Here is a 19,658-nt window from a genome sequence, read left to right on the forward strand (position 1 = left end):
TGGGCAGGGCACTAGCGGGCGGGGGACACCACCGTGGCCGCCAGCTCCTGGGCCGCGGCGTCGGCGAGCAGCACCTCGGGCAGGCCGGCCAGCGCCGCGCGCATCCGCTCCGGCCCGCCGAACTGGAAGCCGAGCTGGGTGGCGTAGCAGGCACAGGCGTCGGCCCGCCGGTCGAGGTCCTGCGGCAGCTCGAGGGCCGTCAGCCCGCCGGGCAGGTCGGGCCCGGGCCGCGCGTCGGGGTCGCGCAGCACGTACGGCGAGTCCCGCCACCACAGCACCGGCCGGCCCGTCCCGGCGACGACGCGCAGCACCTGCAGGTGGTCCACGTGCGCTCCCAGCCCCTGCGGCGCGAGCCACAGGTCGCCCGGCACGGCCTCCAGCAGGTCCCGCACGGTGCGCCACACCTCGTCGCCCTCGTGCGCCCCGGCGAACAGCTCCGCCGCGCTCCCGTAGCCGCGGTGCGGGGCCTCCGGCAGGTCCAGGTGCAGCGGCGTCGCGCCGAGCACGGCCATCGCGGCGGCGTCCTCGTCCCGGCGCAGCGCCATGTAGTCGGCGTCGGCCGGCAGGCCCTTGTCCAGCTGGCAGGCCAGCGCGAAGCCGGTGGGGCCGGGGACGCTCGCGGTGAAGCAGGTGACCACGGTGACCTCGTGCCCGGCGTCGGCCAGCGCGGCCAGGGTGCCGCCCACGGAGAACGCGGCGTCGTCGAGGTGCGGGCTGACCGCGGTCACCCTCACAGCAGGTGTGCCGCCGACCGGAACCGGCAGGAGAGGTCGACGTCGGCCGGCATCGTCCAGTCCGGCGACGGGGGAGCCCCCGCCACCGACCGGTAGACGTCGTCGATCGAGCGGGCGAGCACCGGCCAGGAGTAGAGCCGGCGCACCTCCTCCAGCGCCGTCGTCGCCAGGCGGGCGCGCAGGGCGCCGTCGGCGAGCAGCCGGTCCAGCGCCGCGCGCAGCCCGGCGACGTCGCCCGGGGTGTGCAGCAGGCCGTTCTCCCCGTCGCGCAGGCAGTCGACGACGCCGACGCTGTCGGTGCTCACCGTGGGCAGCCCGCTGGCCATCGCCTCGAGCAGCGTGTTCGAGAACCCCTCGCTGTAGGTGGGGCTGACGAACACGTCGGCCGAGCGGTACACCGCCGGCGCCTCGTCGGGCGGGACGTAGCCGAGGAACGTCGTCCGGTCGTCGGCACGGGCCCGCGCCTCGTCGAGGTCCGGGCCGATGCCGGAGACGACCAGCCGGACGCCGTCGGGCAGCGCCTCCAGCAGGTCGAGCACGCCCTTGCGGCGGTCGACGCGGCCGTGGAACAGCAGCACCGGGGCGTCCTGCAGGGCGCCGATCGGCCGCTCGGCCGGGGTGAACCGGCGGGTGTCGGTGGCGCCCGGGACGATGGTGAACCGCGCGGGGTCGCTGCCGAGGTTGCCGACGACCTCGTCGCGGAAACTCGCGCTGCCGATGAGCACGGCGTTCGAGGCGTCGACGACGGCGCGCATCGCGTGCGCGTGGGTGGTGCAGCAGGTACCCACCCAGTGCCCGTCACCGCCCTGGATGCTCACCACCGCCGGCAGCCCGGTCTCCCGCGCGGCGGCCAGCACCGCCAGCCCCGGCGGGTAGCCGTACTGGGCGTGCAGCACGTCGAACGGGCGCTCGCGGTGCAGGTCCAGCACCGTGCGCACGATCTCGGCGACGTCGCCCTCCCAGTCGGCGGGGACGACGGTCTCGCCACGGCTGGGCAGCGCGTGCACCTCGACTCCGGCGGGCACCCGGGCGGCGGGGGGCGGGCCGCCGCCGTACACGCGGGTGCCGGCCTCGTCGTCGCGGTACTGGCTGACCAGCACCACCTCGTGGCCCAGCGCGACCAGCTCGCGCAGCAGGTTCTCGGCGTAGACGCTCATCCCGCTGACCGCCGGCCAGTAGCGCCGGCTGACGAAGCAGATCCTCACGCGGCCATCCCCTGGGACTCCGCCCGGCGCAGGACCTCGATCGAGCGCGGCACCATCTCGTGCGCGCGGTGCCCGTCGCGGGAGAGCTCCAGGGTGACCAGCCGGTCGTAGGAGGCCTCGCGCAGCGCCCGCAGCACCGCGGGCAGGTCGACGTCGCCCTCGTCGAGCGGCAGGTGGTCGTGCACCCCGCGGCGCATCCCCTCGACGGCGACCGTGCCCAGGTGCGGCGCGAACCGGGTCACCGCCTCCTCCGGCTCGTACGCCCCGGCGACGACGCAGTGCCCGGTGTCCAGCGCCAGCGCGATGCCCGGCGCCTCGGCGGCCAGCCGTGCCCAGCCGTCGCAGTCCTCCACCAGCATCCCGGGCTCGGGCTCGACGGCGAGGGCGTAGGAGCGCCCGCCGTGGCTGTCGACCAGCGCGCGCACGCCGTCGGCGAACCAGCCCCACGCGGCGTCGCGGTCCACGCCCGGCTTCGGCACGCCGGCCCAGAAGCTGACCGCCTCCGCGCCGAGCACCTCCGCGAGGTCGCAGGCCAGCCGCAGGTAGGCCAGCCGCCGGGCCCGGTCCTCCGCGGAGGCGGTGACGAGCGTGGGCTCGTGCTTGGCCCGCGGGTCGAGCAGGAACCGGGCGCCGGTCTCGACCACCACGCCGAGGCCGAGCTCGTCGCAGCGGGCCCGCACGCGCTCGGCCTGCGTGAACGCGTCGTCGGCGAACGGGTCGAGGTGGACGACGTCGAGGGTGAGCGCGACGCCGGCGTAGCCGCAGTCGGCGAGGAGGGGCAGCGCGTCCGACAGCCGGTGCGACGTCAGCCCGTTGGTGTTGTAGGCGTACCGCAGGGCCGTCACTTCTCGAGGACCTCCGCGACCACGTGCCGGCCCGGCTCCCGGTACAGCGCGTACAGCGCGCCCACCCGCCGGTCGGCGCCCGCCCGGTCGAACCAGGCCGGCCCGCCGAGGCGCTCCTCGGCCGCGGGCGTCAGGTGCACCCGCGCCCAGCCGCCGGGGTCGGCGCCGACGGCCGCGAGCCCCGCGTCGGCCTCGACGAGCCTCCGCACCCCCCGCTCGCCGATCCGGCCGTAGGACATCGTCTCGACCTCCAGCCCGGTGACCACGACCTTGGCCGCCACCGCGTCGCCGGCGGAGGGCTGCAGCTCCACCAGCACGTCGTGCCCCGCGGCCTGCACCGCGCCGGTCACGGTCGCGTGCAGGTCGTCCCCGGACCAGCTCGGCAGGTCGGTCAGCGCCACGGTCGACCGGCGGGACAGCACGGTGTCCTGCAGCAGGTCCACCAGCGCGGACGTGCCCATCCGCGTCCACTCGAGCATCGCCTGCAGCGCGCGGTCCTCCTCGACCAGCCGCTCCGGCGGGTGCCCACCGCGCCAGTGGTCCAGGTAGCCCGGCGGCGTCGCCGGCAGGACGACGTCGAAGGGCCCGTGCATGAACGCCTTGCGGCTGCGCGCGGAGGCGAACTCGTGCAGCGCCTTGCGGACGGCGGTGTCGCGGTCGGGGTGCGCGGCCTCGCCGCACGCGGTGGCCATCACCGGTACCGGCTCCGAGCCGTCCCGCGAGCAGCCCACGGCGTAGAGGTCGACGACGCCGAACTCCGTCGACGCGAGCTTCACCACGACGTCGATGCCCGCGGCGTCGAGCCGGTCGAGCAGCGCCAGCGCGTCGGGGTCGGTGAGCCCGGCGAGGTCGACGACGACGCCGCGGTCCATCGCCCGGAACGCCGTCGCGTTGCCGTCGCGCTGCAGCACCTCCAGCAGCGCGTGGGTGACCGCGCGGTCGGCGTCGAAGGCCGCGCCCTGCCCGTTGGTGATGACCGTGGTCAGCCAGCCGCCGGGCGGCGGGTCGCCGGGCAGGTCGTCGGGGGCGGACGCCACCAGCTCGGCCGGCACCAGCACCCGCTCGCCGTCGCGCAGACGCGTCATCGGCAGCCACTGCAGGACGCGGTCGCCGGAGTAGTCGCTGCCCGCCTCCAGGCACAGCTCGCGGGGGTCGGCGACCCGGTCGCGGCCGTGCCGGCGGGTCATCTCGGCGAACGAACCCTGCTCGCGCTGCACGCCCTGGCGCGCGCGCAGCGACAGGGCCATCTCGGCCATCTCGCCCATCGCGCCGGTGCGGGCCTCCTCGCGGGTGGCGCCGTAGCCGAGCCCGCTGCCGCCGGGGTGCGCGGGCGTCGGGGGCAGGACGGCCGAGTGCAGCGGCACGTCGAGGACATCGATGCCCTCGATGGCGAAGTCCTCGACCGGGGTGGGGAAGCTGTCGCGGTACCGCTGCGACGGCGTCACCTCGGTGGTCGTCACAGCTCCTCCAGGGGGACGGGGGCGGCGTCCGGCGGCCCCGACAGCAGCCGCTGCACGAGGTGGACGACGTTGTCGGTGGTGACGCCGGGGACCATCTCGAACGGCGTCGCGACCACCTCGAAGTCGAGCTCGGCGACGACGGCGAGCATCTCCCGCAGCTCGCCGTGCGAGAGCGGGATCTGCGCGTGGAACGCCTTGTGGGCGCTCAGCGCGACCGGGTCGCCGTCGGGGGAGAGGTCGACCTTGAGCGAGTCGCCGCAGAAGAGGATGCCGCGGCGGGAGTCGTGCAGCACCGAGTGGCCGGGGAAGTGCCCGCCGGTGCGGTGCAGGGTGAGGTCGGGGGCGAGGGTCAGGACGTCGTCGGCCGGCCAGGTGACGCGGAAGGCCTTGGTCCAGGTCAGGTCGTGCACGTTGACGCACACCACCCGCGGCTCGAGCTCCATCTGCAGCTGCCACAACGCCCCGTAGCCGTGCACGTGGCTGGAGGCCAGCACCGGGAAGCCGCCCTTCTCGGCGGCCATCCGGCGCAGCTCGGCGAGCATGTCCGCGGTGTACCAGGGGGCGCACTCGAAGCCGACCAGGCCGATGTCGGTCTCGATCACCCAGCCGCGGCTGTCGAGGCCGAAGCGCGGCTCGGTGCCGAACTCGGTCACGCCGTCGACCGGGGCCGGCCGCCAGGAGCCGGTGACCAGCTCGTCGGCCTGCTTGGCGGTGACGAACTCGAAGCCGTGCTCGGGCAGCGCGTTGCGCACGTCGGCGCAGACGGGGCAGACCAGCGGCCCGGGCGCGGGCCAGCGCTGCCAGTGCCCGCAGTTGGTGCAGGCGTAGGCGGGCAGGTCGGGCAGCAGGCCGCGGTAGGGGTTGGTGTCGACCTGACTGGACGCGTGCCGCGCGCCCGTGCCGTCAGCAGTGAGGTCGGCGGCGGGGTCGGTGGCCCGGTCGATGGCCCCGGGTACGTCGGGCGAGCTCACGGGGATCCTCCGGAGAGTGCGGTGAGGAGCAGGCGGTGCAGGGCGAGGTCGCGGGCGGGGGCGTACGGCCACCCGGTGCGGCCCGCGACCGCGTCGGTGAAGGCGGCGAACTGCGCCCGGAACGGCGGGGTGTCGGCGAACGGCACGTCCACGGGATCGGGGCGGTACAGCGTCAGCGAGCCTCCCGCCGTCTGGCCCATCGTGTCGACGGCGACCGCCATCCCGCGGGTGCCGACCACCTCCAGGCGGCGGCGGGGGAGCGCGTCAGGGGTGTTGAAGGCGACGTGCAGGCTGACCAGCACCCCGCCGTCCGTCGTCCCGGTGAGCAGGGCGCCGTCGTCGACGCCGTAGTCGTGCACGCGGGTCTGCAGCACCGCCGAGAGCGAGGTGACGTCCTCGCCGAGCAGCGTGCCGGCCAGGTCGAGGCCGTGCGGGGCGAGGTCGATCGCGGCGCCGCCGCCGGCGCGGGCCGGGTCGACCCGCCAGTTGTCGTGCGGGCGGCCGTCGGGCGTCCAGTCCCCGGGCAGCCAGCAGCAGTAGACGATCCGGACGGCGGTGACGGTGCCCAGGTCGGGCACCATCTCGCGCAGCCGCACGTGCGCGGGGTGCCAGCGCTGGTCGTAGGCGGTGCCGAGCAGCACGCCGGCCCGTGCGCACGCCTCGACCAGTGCCTGAGCGTCGCCGGCGTCGGCGGCCAGCGGCTTCTCGCACAGCACCGCCGTGCCGGCCGCGGCGGCCGCCTCGACCAGCGCCCGGTGCCCGGCGTTGGGCACCGCGACGTAGACGGCGTCCAGGCCGGGGGTAGTGAGGAACTCGGCGAGGTCGGTCGTGCGCCGGGCCCCCTCGACCGGCATCCGGTCGATCGCGGCGGGGTCGAGGTCGTGCAGCGCGACCACGCGTGCCCCGTCGACGGCGAGCAGCGCGGGCAGCGCGTGGTCGCGGGCCACCCAGCCGCACCCGGCGATGCCCCAGCCGACGGTGCTCACCACCGCGTCCCCCCTCCCGTCGAGATCGCGTGATCTCGAACGCGGAGGGCCCCGTGGACGTGCGAGATCGCGCGATCTCGACGGGGAACTCGCCGGCTCACCAGGCCTCCGGGAGGTCGACGAGCAGCCGGCGGCGGGCGGCGTCGGGGGGCACGGGGTCGGGCCAGCGCTCCGGCAGGTACGCCGACCGCGGCCCGTACTCGGCGGCGTACCGCTCGCTGGGCCACGTGCGCACGCCGTCGCGGTAGAGCGGGTTGGGCGTCAGCGGGGGCAGCGGCTCGCCGAGGTCGGCGGGGGCGGGCCCGAGCGGGTCGCCGGCCACCAGGGCGATCGCCTCGCTGGCGTGCAGGTCCGCCGGTGCCGACGGGCGCGGCGGGCGGCTCTGCAGCAGGGAGCGGGTGAGCTCGTCGTCGTCGTAGAGGAGGCCGGTGCGCAGCACCCCGGCGTAGCCCTCCGGCGTCAGCGGCTCCCCGTGCGGGTCGGCCACGTGCGCGTGCCCGACGACGACGGTGCCGCCGTCCCCGGCCAGCGCGTGCATCGCCGCGGCGGCGGCCCGCTTGTCGCGCAGGAAGTAGAAGGCGTCGTGGCACATGACGTAGGCCGGGGTGCGCACCCGCAGGTCCGGCGCCGCGGTGAGGTCGGCGCAGACGTAGCGCGCGGCGGGGCAGACGAACCGCTGCGCCAGCCACAGCTTCGCCCAGACGACGTCGACGCCGAGCAGGTCGCCCACCCCGCGGCGGGACAGCTCGCGCAGGTGCGCGCCGACCCCGCAGGCGACGTCGACCACCGGCCGGTCCCCGGGCCAGTGCGCCTGCAGCAGCGCCAGGCCGGCGAGGTGGGTGGGGTCGGACCAGCGGTGGGCGAAGTAGTCGGCGACCCGGCCCATGCCGAGCAGTTCCATCGCCTCGCGCAGCGTCCGCGCGGCCGGCACCCGGGCGAGCTGCTCGGGCGGGGGCGGTGGCTCGGTCCACCAGTCGTCGGCGTCGGCGAGCAGCAGCACTCGGGCGCGGTCGTTCTCCCCGGCGGCGAGCAGCCCGGCCACCTCCGCGCGCAGGTCGTCCCGGCCGGCCCGCGCGAACGGGATCCCGTCGACGACGGGGGCGTCGAGCGTGAGCCTCACAGCCCGGCCGCCGCCAGGACGTCGAGGTGGTAGGCCTGCACCGGGCCGGCGTGCACGAGCTCGAGGTCGTCGAGTGCCTGCGACGCGGTGAACGCCGCCGCCCGCGCGTGGTGGTGCACCTGCAGCACGCGGTCGAGGACGTCGGCGGCGTGGAAGGCCCGCGCCCCGGGCACGTCGGCGCCGGGCCGCAGCGCCAGCACCTCGCGCACCTGCCCGGCCAGGTCGGCGGGCAGCGCCGCGAGCTCCCGCTCCTCGAGCGTGGCCATGACCCGCTCCAGGGCGTCGCCGAGCAGCACCTCACCGGCGAACCCGGCGTCGGGCAGGACGACGTTGTGCAGGTGGTGGGTCAGCCCGAGCAGGAACGGCGGCACCGGGTCGGCACCGACCACGGGGGCCACCAGGGCCCCGTAGACGGCGACGGTCAGGCAGTGGTCGCCGTGGCTCTCCGGCGGCTCGACCACGATCCGCTGGCGGCCCGGCGCGGTGGCCCCCGCGCGCGGCTGGGCGTTGAGCGCCCCGGCCAGCGCAGGCGGCGTGCCGGGGGAGGGGAGCGGCCCCAGCGCCGCGCGCAGACGATCGCGCAGGCCGGCGTCGAGCGGCCCGGCGACCTCGTCGAAGCCGCGCTCCAGCACGGCGAGCGCCTCGCCGTCGGAGAGCCCGGCACCGGTCAGCACGCCGGCGTCGATGCCGGCGAGCCGGGCGCGGGCGACGGCGGCCGCCGTCTCCGAGTACGCGACCGCCGCGACGTCCTCGCCGGAGACCAGCCGCGCCCAGGCGCGGGCGAAGGCCTGCTCGGCGAGCGAGCCGGGCCGGCCGGCGACCCGGACCCGCTTGGCGTCACCGATCTCGGCGAGCAGCGGCCGGAGGGCGGCGAGGGGGACGAGCGGAGGGGCGAGCGCGGTCACCGGGCGGAGACGCCGGCGGCCAGCCAGTCGAGCAGCGCGGTCTCCTGCCGGTGGAACGCGTGCTCCGGGACGCTGCCGTCGGCGGTCATCGGCGCCTTGAAGAACCAGCCGAGCTGCCGCTGCACGCCGCCCTCGCCGCGCTGCTGCGCGAGGTCGGTGAGCCGGGCCAGCTCGACGGCCAGCGGCGCGGCGAGGATCGAGTCGCGGCACTGGAAGTCGACCTTGATCTGCATCCGCTGGCCGAGGAAGCCGACCAGGTCGATGGCGTCCCAGGCCTCCTTCTGGTCCCCGCGCGGCCGGTAGTAGTCGATCCGGACGACGTGGTCCTCGACCGGGTAGCCGAGGATCGAGTCCAGGACGCTGCCCTTGGTCTGCAGCTTGCTCTCCAGCGAGTCGGGGTCGTCGAGGGCCAGGCCGTCGCGGTTGCCGAGGATGTTGGTCGAGTACCAGCCCTCGACGGTGAGCGACCGGGCGCGGAAGGCCGGCGCGAGCACCGTCTTCATCATCGTCTGGCCGGTCTTGCCGTCCTTGCCGGCGACCGGGACGCCGCGCTGCTCGGCGAATGCCACCAGCGCGGGGACGTCGGCGGCCAACGACGGCGTGAAGTTGACGTAGCCGGCGCCCTCGGCGATCGCGGCGTAGGCGTAGACCATCGCCGGGGTGATGGCGCGGTCGTCGGCGTCGAGCCCGGCCTCGAAGGCCTCGACCGTCTGCAGCGCCGGGGCGGCGGGGTCGGGCCAGCGCTCGGTGGAGGCCAGGTTGACCAGCACCAGGCCGTCGAGGGCCTCCTCCTCGCGGAAGCGGCGGAGGTCGGCGCGGACGGCGTCGACCTGCGCGCGGCGGGTCTCGGCCAGCACCACGTTGCCGCCGGTGACGTTGCGGCAGAAGTCGGCGTCGCCAGCCGCGGGCCAGGGGGTCAGCGCCGACAGCGCCGGGCCGGCCTGCTCGAGCTGGCGGGAGTCGAGGACGCCGTGCTGCTCGGCGGCCTTGCGCAGGTCGGATCCGTCGAGGTCCCAGCCGCGGACGACGAGGGACTCGTAGCCGACCAGGCCCGTCGTCTCCTCGACCGGACCGCCGGCCACCTGGAGCCCCGCCAGTGGCAGGCCGTCGGTGCCCGCCGCCCCGATCCGCACCAGTTCCAGGCCGGCGACCGCGGTCGTGGCTACCGCACCCCCGAGTCCGACCACAGCGACGCCGACGCGACGGGACTGCTGGACCACAACGACCTCCGCGAGACTGGGGGGCTGTTCCCCCGGTGCCGCGACCGAGCCTGGCACAGCGGTTGTGCACTCGCTGGGTGGAATCGAGATTCTGCTCCACAATCCGGTCGCGCACGGCGTGTCCCTGGACGGCGGGGCCACGATGGGTCCTGACCACCCGCCGACACCCGAGGAGAGCACCGTGACCGTCCCGTACTCCGACCAGCCGTCGGCCGCGATGGTCGTGCCGCGCTTCGCCGTCCGTCAGCGGATCACCGTGATGGTGAACCGCTACGAGGTCCGCGCCGTGGGGCCGGACGGCAGCGAGCAGCAGCTGCTCGCGATGGCCCAGCAGAAGCGGCTCAAGCTCAAGGAGGAGGTCGTGTTCACCGCCGACGAGGGCGGGAGCCGGCCGGTCTTCTCCTTCCGCGCGCGCCAGCGCCTCGACGTGCGCGCCGAGCACGACGTGTTCGACGAGTCCGGCCAGGTCCTCGGCTCGTTCAAGAAGCGCTTCGGCGCGAGCCTGCTGCGCTCGACCTGGGACCTGTCGGTGCCGGGACTGACCGCCGTCGGGCAGGAGCGCCGGCCGTTCATCGCGATCCTGCGGCGCGTGTGGGAGCTCATCCCGTTCCTCGGCGACGTCTGGGTGCCCTTCGTCTTCCACTTCGACTTCGTCGACACCGCCACCGGGGCGCCGGTCCTGGTCGTGGAGCGGCGGAAGTCGATCCGCGACCGCTACGACGTCTCCGTGCCCGACCCGCGGCTGGATTTCCGGGTCGCGGCGTCGATGGCCGTGGCACTGGACGCCCTGCAGAGCCGGTGAGCGCGTTCGTCGACGACTTCGGGGGCGCCGACCTCGACCGCGACGTCTGGGTGCCGCACTACCTGCCCCAGTGGAGCTCCCGCGCGGCGACGGCGGCCCGCTACGAGGTCCGCGACTCCTGCCTGCGCCTGTACCTGCCCGACGACGCGCCGCTGTGGTGCCCCGACGACCACCCGCCGCTGCGGGTCTCGGGCATCCAGTCCGGCGTCTTCTCCGGGCCGGTGGGCAGCACGGTCGGGCAGCAGCCGGTGCGGCCGGGCGCCGTCGTCCGGGAGGAGCAGCCGGCGCGGTGGGGCTGGACACCGCACCACGGGCTGCTGGAGATGCGCGCCCGGGCCACGGTGACCCCGCGGTCGATGGTGGCCTGGTGGACGGTCGGCCTGGAGGACGAGCCCGGGCGCAGCGGGGAGCTGTGCGTCATGGAGGTCTTCGGCGACGCCGTCGACCCGGTGGCGGGTGCGGCCGTCGGGATGGGCGTGCACCCCTTCCGCGACCCGCGGCTGGTCGACGACTTCGCCGCGCCGCGTCCCGGGATCGACGTCGCCGACTGGCACACCTACGCCGTCGACTGGCGGCCCGACGGCGCCGTGTTCTCCGTCGACGGCGCCGAGGTGCGCCGCGTGGCGGTGACCCCCGACTACCCGGTGCAGACGATGCTGGCCGTCTTCGACTTCCCGGAGAAGGCGGTGCCGGGCGAGCCCTACGTCGTCCCGGAGCTCGTCGTCGACTGGATCCGCGGGGAGTCCGGCTGACCGCGCGGGGCGCCGCGGGCGATCAGGTCGGCAGCGGGAAGACCAGCAGGGAGCTCGACGCCGTCGCCACGAGCTTCCCGGCCCCGTCGAGGACCTGCCCCTCGGCGAAGGCCACCCGGCGGCCGGGCTTGACCACCGTCCCGACGGCGGTCAGCGTGCCGCTGTCCCGCGTCACCGCCCGCAGGTAGGTCACCTTCAGCTCGATGGAGGTGTAGCCGACGCCTTTCGGCAGCGTGGAGTGCACCGCGCACCCCGCGACGGTGTCCAGCAGCGTGCAGACCAGCCCGCCGTGCACGACGCCGATCGGGTTGTAGACCGACTCGTCGACGGCGCAGGTGAACTCGACCCGGCCCGCCTCGACGGAGACCACGCCCATCTTCACCAGCACGGAGATCGGCGGGGGCGGCAGGACGCCGTCGCGGATGGCCTCCAGCGTCTCCAGGCCGGAGCGCTCCACGGCGCCGGCCGCGGTGACCATCGGGTCGTACCAGGTGACCGTCCGGGAGCGCGGCTCCCCCCAGGAGGCGGGCACGGCGCCGGTCAGCGGGTCGGTCAGCGGGTCGGCCTCAGTGCTCATGCCGCTGCTCCTCGGGGACGCCGGCCAGTGCGCGGCCGGCCGGGGTGAGGACGCGCTCGACCCGGGACCGGTTGACCGGCTCCCCGCACGTGCGGCACACCCACTCGGCGTCGACCTGGTGCTCCTCGTGCCCGTGCGGGGCGTGGTGCAGCCGCACCGGCGGCTCCTCGGCGGCCCAGCGGTCGCCCCACTGCAGCAGGGCCTGCAGCACCGGCAGCAGGTCGCGGCCCGACGCGGTCAGGTGGTAGCCCGAGCGGGGCGGTGCGTCGCTGTACTGCCGGCGCTCGAGCACCCCCGCCGCCACCAGGGCGTTGAGCCGCGCGGTCAGGCGGTCCCGCGGGGCGCCGGTGCCGCGGGCGATGTCGCTGAACCGGTGGTTGCCCAGCGAGACCTCCCGGACCACCAGCAGCGACCAGCGCTCGCCCACCAGCTCGAGGGCGGCGGCGATGGTGCAGGGGCGGCCGGGCAGCCCGGCGAGGTCGAAGGACGCGGTCACCCGAGTCAGTTTGCACGTCGAACCGACGGGCCGCCACCCCCGGGACGTGCCTGCCCGGGAGCGGCGACGGGCGGGGACCCCGGGTGGGGTCCCCGCCCGCAGGTGGGGTGCTGGAACGGCCCCCTCGCAGGGTCCCGCCGCGAGCGTGCGAGCGGTGGGGGGGCGAGGGGGTCCTTCCGCTAGCTCTTCGGACGCGCGCCGGCGCGCAGGGCGCCGAGGAGGTCGTGGTTGAGCCGCGAGATGTTCTCCATCGAGATGCCCTTCGGGCAGCTGGCGGAGCACTCACCGATGTTCGTGCAGCCGCCGAAGCCCTCGAGGTCCTGCTGGTGGATCATGTTGATCACGCGGTCGTTGCGCTCCGGCTGCCCCTGCGGCATGAGGCCCAGGTGCACGACCTTCGCCGACGTGAACAGCATCGAGGACGCGTTCGGGCAGGCCGCCACGCAGGCGCCGCAGCCGATGCAGGTGGCGGCGTCGAACGCGGCGTCGGAGTCCTTCTTGGCCACCAGGATCGAGTGCGCCTCGGGCGCGGTCCCGGTCGGGGCGCTGATGTAGCCGCCCGACTGGATGATCCGGTCGAGGGCGCTCCGGTCGACGGCGAGGTCCTTGATGATCGGGAACGCGGTCGCCCGCCAGGGCTCGATGTCGATCGTCTCGCCGTCCTTGAACGACCGCATGTGCAGCTGGCAGGTCGCCGTCTGCGGGTGCGAGTCGTGCAGGCCGTTGCCGTGCGCGCGGCCGTTGATCATGACACCGCAGGAACCGCAGATCCCCTCACGGCAGTCGTGGTCGAAGGCGACCGGCTCCTGCCCGTCGAGGATGAGCTGTTCGTTGAGGACGTCGAGCATCTCGAGGAAGGACATGTCCGGGGAGATGTCGGTGACCTCGTAGGTCACCATCTTCCCCTTCTCCGTCGCGTCCCGCTGACGCCAGACGCGCAGCTTGAGGTCCATTTACTTGTAGCTCCGCTGGGCGAGGTGGACGTACTCGAACTCGAGGTCTTCCTTGTGCAGGACCGGCGGGGCGCCCTCCGGCGTCCACTCCCACGCGGCGACGTAGGCGTAGTTCTCGTCGTCGCGCAGTGCCTCTCCCTCGGGGGTCTGGCTCTCGGCGCGGAAGTGGCCGCCGCAGCTCTCGTTGCGGTGCAGGGCGTCGACGCACATGAGCTCGGCGAGCTCGATGAAGTCGGCCACCCGGCCCGCGTGCTCCAGGCTCTGGTTGAAGCGGCCCAGCTCGCCGGGCACCTTCACGTTGGTCCAGAACTCCTGGCGGATCTCGGGGATGCGGTCGAGCGCCTTGCGCAGGCTCTCCTCCGAGCGCTCCATGCCGCACAGGTCGAACATCAGCCGGCCCAGCTCGCGGTGGAACGACGCGGTGGTCCGGTTGCCGTTGATCGACAGCAGCCGCTCCGTCTGCGCCCGGACGCCCTCGAGCGCCTCGACGGCGGCCGGGTGCTGCGGGTCCACCTTGTCGAAGGGCCCGGAGGACAGGTAGTGGCTGATGGTGTTCGGCAGGACGAAGTAGCCGTCGGCCAGGCCCTGCATGAGGGCGCTGGCACCCAGCCGGTTGGCGCCGTGGTCGGAGAAGTTGGCCTCGCCGATCACGAACAGGCCGGGGATGTTGGACTGCAGGTCGTAGTCGACCCACAGCCCGCCCATCGTGTAGTGCACGGCCGGGTAGATCCGCATGGGGACCTCGTAGGGGTCCTCACCCGTGATCTGGGCGTACATGTCGAAGAGGTTGCCGTACTTGGCCTCGATGGCCGGGCGGCCCAGGCGCTGCATGGCCTCGGCGAAGTCCAGGTAGACGCCCTTGCCCTCGGGGCCGACGCCGCGGCCCTCGTCGCAGACGTTCTTGGCCTGCCGTGACGCGATGTCGCGGGGGACCAGGTTGCCGAACGCGGGGTAGATCCGCTCGAGGTAGTAGTCGCGCTCCTCCTCGGGGATGTCCCGCGGGTCGCGGGTGTCGCCGCGCTCCTTGGGCACCCACACCCGGCCGTCGTTGCGCAGCGACTCGCTCATCAGCGTGAGCTTCGACTGGTACTCGCCGTGCACCGGGATGCAGGTCGGGTGGATCTGCGTGTAGCAGGGGTTGGCGAACAGCGCCCCCCGCTTGTGGGCCCGCCAGATCGCCGTGGCGTTGGAGCCCTTGGCGTTCGTCGACAGGTAGAAGACGTTGCTGTAGCCACCGGTGGCCAGGACGACGGCGTCGGCGAAGTGGGTGCTGATCTCGCCGGTGATGAGGTTGCGGGCGACGATGCCGCGTGCCCGGCCGTCGACGACGATCAGGTCGAGCATCTCGGTGCGCGCGAACTGCTCGACCGTGCCGGCCGCCATCTGCCGCTCGAGAGCCTGGTAGGCGCCGTAGAGCAGCTGCTGACCCGTCTGGCCGCGGGCGTAGAACGTCCGCGACACCTGGGTGCCACCGAAGGAGCGGTTGTCGAGCAGGCCGCCGTACTCGCGGGCGAAGGGCACGCCCTGGGCGACGCACTGGTCGATGATGTTGACGCTGACCTCGGCCAGCCGGTGCACGTTGTCCTCGCGGGCGCGGAAGTCGCCGCCCTTGACCGTGTCGTAGAACAGCCGGTGCACCGAGTCGCCGTCGTTGCGGTAGTTCTTGGCGGCGTTGATGCCGCCCTGCGCGGCGACGCTGTGCGCGCGGCGCGGGCTGTCCTGGTACCAGAACGACTTGACCTTGTAGCCGGCCTCGCCGAGCGTGGCGGCCGCCGAGCCGCCGGCCAGGCCGGTGCCGACGACGATGACCGTCAGCTTGCGGCGGTTGGCCGGGTTGACCAGCTTGGCCCGGAAGCGGCGCTCGCTCCAGCGCTCACCGATCGGGACGTCGCGCGGGGCCGAGGTGTCGGCGATCGGGTCGCCGAGGGTGAACAGTTCGAGGGCCATGGTCGTAGTCGCTCCTAGTCAGCCGACGAGCCCGGAGAGGATGCTGAGCGGCGGGATCAGGAACCCCGCGGTCAGCACCACCGCGAAGACGGTGGCGAAGGCGTTGACCGTCCGCTCCCGCTTCTTGTTGCTCTGCCCCAGCGTCTGGGTGGCGCTCCAGATGCCGTGGCGCAGGTGGAACCCGAGCGCGAGCAGCGCGACGATGTAGACCGCGGTGATGAACGGGTTGGAGAAGCCGGCGATCACGCGGTCGTACGGCGTCGAGGCGGTGCCCTCGGGGTTCGCCACACCTGCGGTGAGATCGAGGATGTGGTAGATCACGAACAGCGCGAGGATGACCCCGCCCCAGCGCATGGTGCGCGAGGCGTAGCTCTGGGCGACCTGCTTGCGGGCGACGTACTGCACGGGACGGGCGCGCTTGGCCTGGCGCCACAGTGACACGGCGGCCCAGATGTGCGCCGCGACCGCGGCCAGCAGGACGACGCGGATGATCCACAGCGTCGTCTGCGCCGGGACCGCGGGCTCACCGATCGTGCGGATCCACTCCGAGTAGCCGTTGAACGACTCCCGGCCGGAGAAGATCTTCAGGTTCCCGATCATGTGCGCGACCAGGTACAGCACCAGGATGATGCCGCTGACCGCCATCACCGCCTTCTTGAAGACCGAACTGGTCTTCGCGGCCTTCGGGGTCCTGCGCTGGCCCGAGTGCGTCACCGTCACCACGCCACCAAAGTTAGGCTCCATAACCCGGTGTCGGCCATGTGAACACGCAGTGAGCCATGTCATGTGAGGGAACCCTCAGCGCAGGTCAGGACGTTGGTGGTCGCTCGCGGGCATGGCAGCGTGCCCGGCACACCACCCGAACGAGGAGGACGCGTGGCAGGACCGACCCGGGGCTTCCTCGGCAGACGCCGCGAGCGTGACCCCCGGCTGCCCCCTGGCCAGTACGACGTCGGCCGCGACTGGCCGGTGCTGACCGCCGAGCCCACCCCGCGCATCGCGCCGGAGACCTGGAGCATCACCGTCGACGGGCGGGTGGAGGACCCGACCACCTGGACCTGGGACGAGGTCCACCGGCTGCCTCCGTCGGAGTACCGCGGCGACATCCACTGCGTGACGACGTGGTCGAAGTTCGACACCCACTTCGCCGGTGTCAGCGTGGACACGCTGCTGGAGGCCGCCCGCCCGACCGGCGACGCGCACTTCGTCATGGCGACGGCCAAGACCGGTTACACGACCAACCTGCCGCTCCAGGACGTCACCGGTGGGAAGGCGTGGATCGTGTGGGAGTTCGGCGGGGAGCCCCTGCCGGTCGAGCACGGCGGCCCGGTGCGGCTGCTGGTGCCGCACCTCTACTTCTGGAAGAGCGCCAAGTGGGTCACCCGGCTGACCCTCCTCCAGCGCGACCAGCAGGGCTTCTGGGAGCAGAACGGCTACCACGACCGCGGTGACCCCTGGCGCGAGCAGCGCTACCAGGGTGACTGAGGAAGGACCCCGCTGCCCCCCACCGCTCGCAGGCTCGCGGCGGGACCCTGCAGCGGGGCCGACGGGTCCCCCACCGGGCCGGCGGGCCCCGGCCGGCGGGTGGCGGACGGCGACGGTGCGCGAGGTCGACCGGCCCACCCCGCGCACGGTCCGGCTGCGGCTGGCGGTGCCCGACCGCGTCGACCACCTCGCCGGCCAGCACTACGTCGTCCGGCTGACCGCCGAGGACGGCTACCGCGCCCAGCGGTCGTACTCGGTGGCCTCGTCGCCGGGCGACCCGCTGGTCGAGCTGCTCGTCGAGCGCCTCGACGACGGCGAGGTGTCGACCCACCTGGCCGACGTCGTCGAGCCCGGCGACGCCCTCGAGGTGCGCGGGCCGATCGGCGGCTGGTTCGTGTGGGAGGGGGACGGGCCGGCGCTGCTGGTCGGCGGCGGCACCGGGGTGGTGCCGTTCGTGGCCATGTGGCGCACCGCGCTCGAGCTCGGGCGCACCGACCTGCTCCGGATCGCCGTGTCCACCCGCACGGTGGCCGAACTGCCCTACGCCGACGAGCTGCGCGCGGCCGGGGCGCTGGTGGTCACCACCCGTGAGCCCTCCGGCATCCGCCCGGCCGGCCGGCTGACCGCCGCGGACCTGGTGCCGCTGTGGGAGCCCGGGCAGACCGCCTACGTGTGCGGCTCCACGCCGTTCGCCGAGGCGGCCGGCCGGCTGCTGGTGGGGCTGGGCGTGCCGGCCGCCGACGTCCGGGTCGAGCGGTTCGGCCCCAGCGGCAGCTGACCGGCGCGCACCGGACTCAGCGCCGGGAGCGCAGCCAGGAGCCCAGGGCCACCCCGGCCAGGGCCCAGAAGGCGCCGGCGCCCACCCCGGCGAGCACGATCCAGAAGGGGACGCGCAGCTCGTCGTCCACGGGGCGCGGGGTCGGGACCGGACCGGGTGCGTCGCTCATGGCGACGAGCCTGGCGCGGGACGGAGCCCGCGGTCCAGGGGCTCGCGGTCCAGGGGTGCTGCCGGTGTGACCTCCGCCGCGGACGATGATCGACGGCATGCCCGCTGCCGAGGTGACCGCCGTCAGCGACGTCGGCCCGCAGCTGCGCCGGGCGCTGCTGGCGTGCTGGACGGAGGTCAGCAACGCCGGCGGCGCGGTGGGGTTCGTCCCGCCGGTCACCGAGGACGACGTCGAGCCGGTGCTCGACGCCCTGCTCGGGCGGGTGGCGCAGGGGCGTGAGCAGCTGGTGGTGGTGAAGGTCGGCGGGGAGCTGGCCGGCTGGGCGGTGCTGTCGCTGTCGGTCAGCCCGCTGCGCCGGCACTGGGCCACCGTGCTGCGCGTGCAGGTCCACCCGGCCCGGCAGGGGCAGGGCCTGGGCCGGGTGCTGATGACCGGCGTGCACGACGCCGCCCGGGCGCTGGGCCTGGAGATGCTGCACCTGACCGTGCGCGGTGGCTACGGCCTCGAGGGGTTCTACGCGGGCCTGGGGTACCGCGAGTTCGGCCGGATGCCCGGCGCGATCCGGCTGGGGCCCGGCGACGACCGCGAGGAGGTCCACCTCTACGCGGTGCTGTAGCCCGTCGCTGCCGGGTCGGTGCCGTCGACGGTGCCCCGGGAGGACAGCACCGCCAGCCGCGCGAACAGCTCCTCGGCGTACCAGCCCTCCCGCGCCGTCCGCGCCACGACGGCGGCGTGCTCGGGCCGGTCGTAGGCGAAGGCGTTGAGCGCCGCGCCGGAGTCCCAGACGCTGAAGGTGCCCTGCAGGCCCAGCGGCGCCTCCCCGATCCCGACGGCCATGCGCAGGCCCGGCGCCCGGTGCAGGTCGGCCGACACCGGCGGCACCGCCGACCAGAACCGCGCGGCCCGGCGCAGCACCAGCCGCGCGCGGGTCACCGCCGCGACCGGGCCGTCCCAGCGCTGCGGCCGGGGGCTGCCGAACGGCTCGCGGCCCGACCACCGGCCGCGCGCGGCCAGGGGGCGCAGCCGCACCGACCACTCCTCGTCGGCGATCCGGCGCCAGCTCCGGGTCACCGGCCCGTCGTCGAGGGCGTCGGCGGCGGCCGCGTCGTCCCAGACGGCGAGCAGACCCCAGCGGCGCGGGTCGGCGTCACGGACGGTGAAGGTGCGCCCGTCGCCGGTGCCCAGCAGCTTGGCGAACCGCAGGCCGGGCGTGCGGGCCAGCGCCGGGCGCACCGAGGCCATCCGCAGAGCCGCCCGCGGCACCGCTCGGCCGGGGACGCCCCACAGGTGCAGCGTCACGGCCCCCGGGGCGCGGGGCGGTTCGGAGTGGGGCACGCCGCCGAGGGTAGGTGCGCGCCATGACCGACCAGCGCCGCGTCCAGCTCGGCGACACCGACGCCCCGGCCGAGGACGAGCTGGTCGAGGCCTTCGACCGGGTGGTCAGCCAGGGCGCGCAGCGGCTGCACCGCACCTGGCGCGAGGTGCTGACCACCGGGCTGGCCGGCGGGCTGGAGGTCGGCGTCGGGGTGCTCGCGCTGGTGGCCGTGTACGCCGGGACCGGCAGCCACCTGCTGGCCGGGCTGGCCTTCTCCGTCGGCTTCATCGCGCTCCTGCTCGCCCGCAGCGAGCTGTTCACCGAGGGCTTCCTGCTGCCGGTCACCGCGGTGGTGGCCGGGCGGGCGAGCTGGGCGCAGCTGGCGAAGCTGTGGTCGGGCACGCTGGCGGCCAACCTGGTCGGGGGCTGGGCGTTCATGTGGGTGGTGGCGCACGGCTTCCCCGAGCTGGGGCCCACGATGGTCGAGTCCGCGCGGCACTTCGTCGAGTCACCGCTGGACCTGCGCGCGGTCTGCCTGGCCTTCCTCGGCGGCACCGTCATCACGCTGATGACGCGGATGCAGAACGGCACCCCGGCCGACGGCGCGAAGATCGTCGCCGCGGTGGCCGGCGCCTTCGTCCTCGCCGGGCTGCAGCTGTTCCACTCGGTCCTGGACACGCTGCTGGTCTTCGGTGCCATCCACACCGGCACCGCGCCGTTCGGGTACGGCGAGTGGCTGGCCTGGTTCTGGTACGTGACGCTGCTCAACATGGCCGGCGGGCTGCTCGTGGTCACGCTGCTGCGCCTGGTGCGCAGCAAGGAGCTGATCCAGCGCGAACGGGCCGACGCCGCCGACGACGACTGACCCGGCCGGGCCTCCCGCAGCAGGCGCCCCGTCCACCGGGACCCAGCGACCGGCTCCCGCGCGTGCGGGAGCC

The 19,658-nt window shown here is 74.7% G+C and carries 22 protein-coding genes; 6 read left to right on the top strand and 16 right to left on the bottom strand.

From position 1 onward, the window contains the following. Positions 1-11: 11 nt before the first annotated feature. From BM165_RS04755 to BM165_RS04795, 9 genes are all read right to left on the bottom strand, one after another. The gene (locus BM165_RS04755; protein WP_244274034.1) at positions 12-728 is read right to left on the bottom strand and encodes a PIG-L deacetylase family protein; all 717 of its coding nucleotides are present in this window, start codon (positions 726-728) and stop codon (positions 12-14) included. Positions 729-730: 2 nt separating this feature from the next. Continuing rightward, complete coding sequence (locus BM165_RS04760) at positions 731-1,939, bottom strand: glycosyltransferase family 4 protein (RefSeq protein ID WP_075012354.1); 1,209 nt, start codon at positions 1,937-1,939, stop codon at positions 731-733. Then, a complete protein-coding gene (locus BM165_RS04765; protein WP_244274036.1) occupies positions 1,936-2,784 on the bottom strand; it encodes a sugar phosphate isomerase/epimerase family protein in 849 nt (282 codons plus the stop codon). Before BM165_RS04765 ends, BM165_RS04760 begins: the two co-directional genes overlap by 4 nt. After that, positions 2,781-4,244 (bottom strand): YcaO-like family protein, encoded by a 1,464-nt coding sequence (locus BM165_RS04770; protein WP_208976648.1) that lies wholly within the window; start codon positions 4,242-4,244, stop codon positions 2,781-2,783. Before BM165_RS04770 ends, BM165_RS04765 begins: the two co-directional genes overlap by 4 nt. Then, complete coding sequence (locus BM165_RS04775) at positions 4,241-5,215, bottom strand: MBL fold metallo-hydrolase (RefSeq protein ID WP_244274038.1); 975 nt, start codon at positions 5,213-5,215, stop codon at positions 4,241-4,243. The genes BM165_RS04770 and BM165_RS04775 overlap by 4 nt, the downstream gene beginning before the upstream one ends. Beyond that, a complete protein-coding gene (locus BM165_RS04780; protein ID WP_075012355.1) occupies positions 5,212-6,201 on the bottom strand; it encodes a Gfo/Idh/MocA family protein in 990 nt (329 codons plus the stop codon). The genes BM165_RS04775 and BM165_RS04780 overlap by 4 nt, the downstream gene beginning before the upstream one ends. A 97-nt stretch (positions 6,202-6,298) precedes the next feature. Beyond that, a complete protein-coding gene (locus tag BM165_RS04785) occupies positions 6,299-7,321 on the bottom strand; it encodes a class I SAM-dependent methyltransferase (protein ID WP_075012356.1) in 1,023 nt (340 codons plus the stop codon). Next, complete coding sequence (locus BM165_RS04790) at positions 7,318-8,226, bottom strand: hypothetical protein (protein WP_075012357.1); 909 nt, start codon at positions 8,224-8,226, stop codon at positions 7,318-7,320. The genes BM165_RS04785 and BM165_RS04790 overlap by 4 nt, the downstream gene beginning before the upstream one ends. Then, a complete protein-coding gene (locus BM165_RS04795) occupies positions 8,223-9,446 on the bottom strand; it encodes an inositol-3-phosphate synthase (protein ID WP_143108026.1) in 1,224 nt (407 codons plus the stop codon). Before BM165_RS04795 ends, BM165_RS04790 begins: the two co-directional genes overlap by 4 nt. A 181-nt stretch (positions 9,447-9,627) precedes the next feature. On the opposite strand from BM165_RS04795, the gene BM165_RS24135 reads away from it, so the two are divergent. Together BM165_RS24135 and BM165_RS04805 are read left to right on the top strand one after the other, a co-directional pair. Further along, positions 9,628-10,248 (top strand): LURP-one-related family protein, encoded by a 621-nt coding sequence (locus tag BM165_RS24135; RefSeq protein WP_244274040.1) that lies wholly within the window; start codon positions 9,628-9,630, stop codon positions 10,246-10,248. Beyond that, positions 10,245-11,000, top strand: a complete 756-nt coding sequence (locus BM165_RS04805; protein ID WP_075012359.1) for a glycoside hydrolase family 16 protein — start codon at positions 10,245-10,247, stop codon at positions 10,998-11,000. The genes BM165_RS24135 and BM165_RS04805 overlap by 4 nt, the downstream gene beginning before the upstream one ends. A 22-nt stretch (positions 11,001-11,022) precedes the next feature. On the opposite strand, the gene BM165_RS04810 is transcribed toward BM165_RS04805, so the two are convergent. The 5 genes from BM165_RS04810 to BM165_RS04830 form a co-directional block, all read right to left on the bottom strand. Further along, a complete protein-coding gene (locus BM165_RS04810; RefSeq protein ID WP_075012360.1) occupies positions 11,023-11,577 on the bottom strand; it encodes a PaaI family thioesterase in 555 nt (184 codons plus the stop codon). Beyond that, the gene (locus tag BM165_RS04815; protein WP_075012361.1) at positions 11,567-12,073 is read right to left on the bottom strand and encodes a winged helix-turn-helix transcriptional regulator; all 507 of its coding nucleotides are present in this window, start codon (positions 12,071-12,073) and stop codon (positions 11,567-11,569) included. Before BM165_RS04815 ends, BM165_RS04810 begins: the two co-directional genes overlap by 11 nt. Positions 12,074-12,252: 179 nt before the next feature. Continuing rightward, on the bottom strand, positions 12,253-13,026 hold the full coding sequence (locus tag BM165_RS04820; RefSeq protein WP_075012362.1) for a succinate dehydrogenase/fumarate reductase iron-sulfur subunit: 774 nt from the start codon (positions 13,024-13,026) through the stop codon (positions 12,253-12,255). Further along, positions 13,027-14,973 carry a fumarate reductase/succinate dehydrogenase flavoprotein subunit gene (locus tag BM165_RS04825; RefSeq protein WP_075012363.1) on the bottom strand — a complete coding sequence of 649 codons (1,947 nt, stop codon included), beginning with the start codon at positions 14,971-14,973 and terminating at the stop codon, positions 13,027-13,029. Positions 14,974-14,991: 18 nt separating this feature from the next. Then, a complete protein-coding gene (locus BM165_RS04830; protein ID WP_244274041.1) occupies positions 14,992-15,696 on the bottom strand; it encodes a succinate dehydrogenase cytochrome b subunit in 705 nt (234 codons plus the stop codon). Positions 15,697-15,849: 153 nt separating this feature from the next. On the opposite strand from BM165_RS04830, the gene BM165_RS04835 reads away from it, so the two are divergent. Next, on the top strand, positions 15,850-16,458 hold the full coding sequence (locus tag BM165_RS04835) for a sulfite oxidase-like oxidoreductase (protein ID WP_075012364.1): 609 nt from the start codon (positions 15,850-15,852) through the stop codon (positions 16,456-16,458). A 115-nt stretch (positions 16,459-16,573) separates the two neighbouring features. Continuing rightward, positions 16,574-17,236 carry an FAD-binding oxidoreductase gene (locus BM165_RS04840; protein ID WP_244274043.1) on the top strand — a complete coding sequence of 221 codons (663 nt, stop codon included), beginning with the start codon at positions 16,574-16,576 and terminating at the stop codon, positions 17,234-17,236. A gap of 16 nt (positions 17,237-17,252) precedes the next feature. On the opposite strand, the gene BM165_RS24630 is transcribed toward BM165_RS04840, so the two are convergent. After that, the gene (locus tag BM165_RS24630) at positions 17,253-17,405 is read right to left on the bottom strand and encodes a hypothetical protein (protein WP_177225110.1); all 153 of its coding nucleotides are present in this window, start codon (positions 17,403-17,405) and stop codon (positions 17,253-17,255) included. A gap of 97 nt (positions 17,406-17,502) precedes the next feature. Here BM165_RS24630 and BM165_RS04845 point away from each other — a divergent pair, with 97 nt between their 5' ends. Next, entirely contained in the window at positions 17,503-18,021 is a 519-nt protein-coding gene (locus BM165_RS04845; protein WP_075012638.1) for a GNAT family N-acetyltransferase, read from the top strand. On the opposite strand, the gene BM165_RS04850 is transcribed toward BM165_RS04845, so the two are convergent. Next, the gene (locus tag BM165_RS04850; RefSeq protein ID WP_083427060.1) at positions 18,006-18,740 is read right to left on the bottom strand and encodes a monooxygenase; all 735 of its coding nucleotides are present in this window, start codon (positions 18,738-18,740) and stop codon (positions 18,006-18,008) included. The genes BM165_RS04845 and BM165_RS04850 overlap by 16 nt on opposite strands. Before the next feature lie 23 nt (positions 18,741-18,763). Here BM165_RS04850 and BM165_RS04855 point away from each other — a divergent pair, with 23 nt between their 5' ends. Continuing rightward, positions 18,764-19,585 (top strand): formate/nitrite transporter family protein, encoded by an 822-nt coding sequence (locus BM165_RS04855; RefSeq protein ID WP_075012367.1) that lies wholly within the window; start codon positions 18,764-18,766, stop codon positions 19,583-19,585. Positions 19,586-19,658: the final 73 nt, after the last annotated feature.

It is taken from the genome of Geodermatophilus obscurus (genome assembly GCF_900115395.1).
In the GTDB taxonomy this organism is placed as follows: Bacteria; Actinomycetota; Actinomycetes; order Mycobacteriales; family Geodermatophilaceae; genus Geodermatophilus; species Geodermatophilus obscurus_B.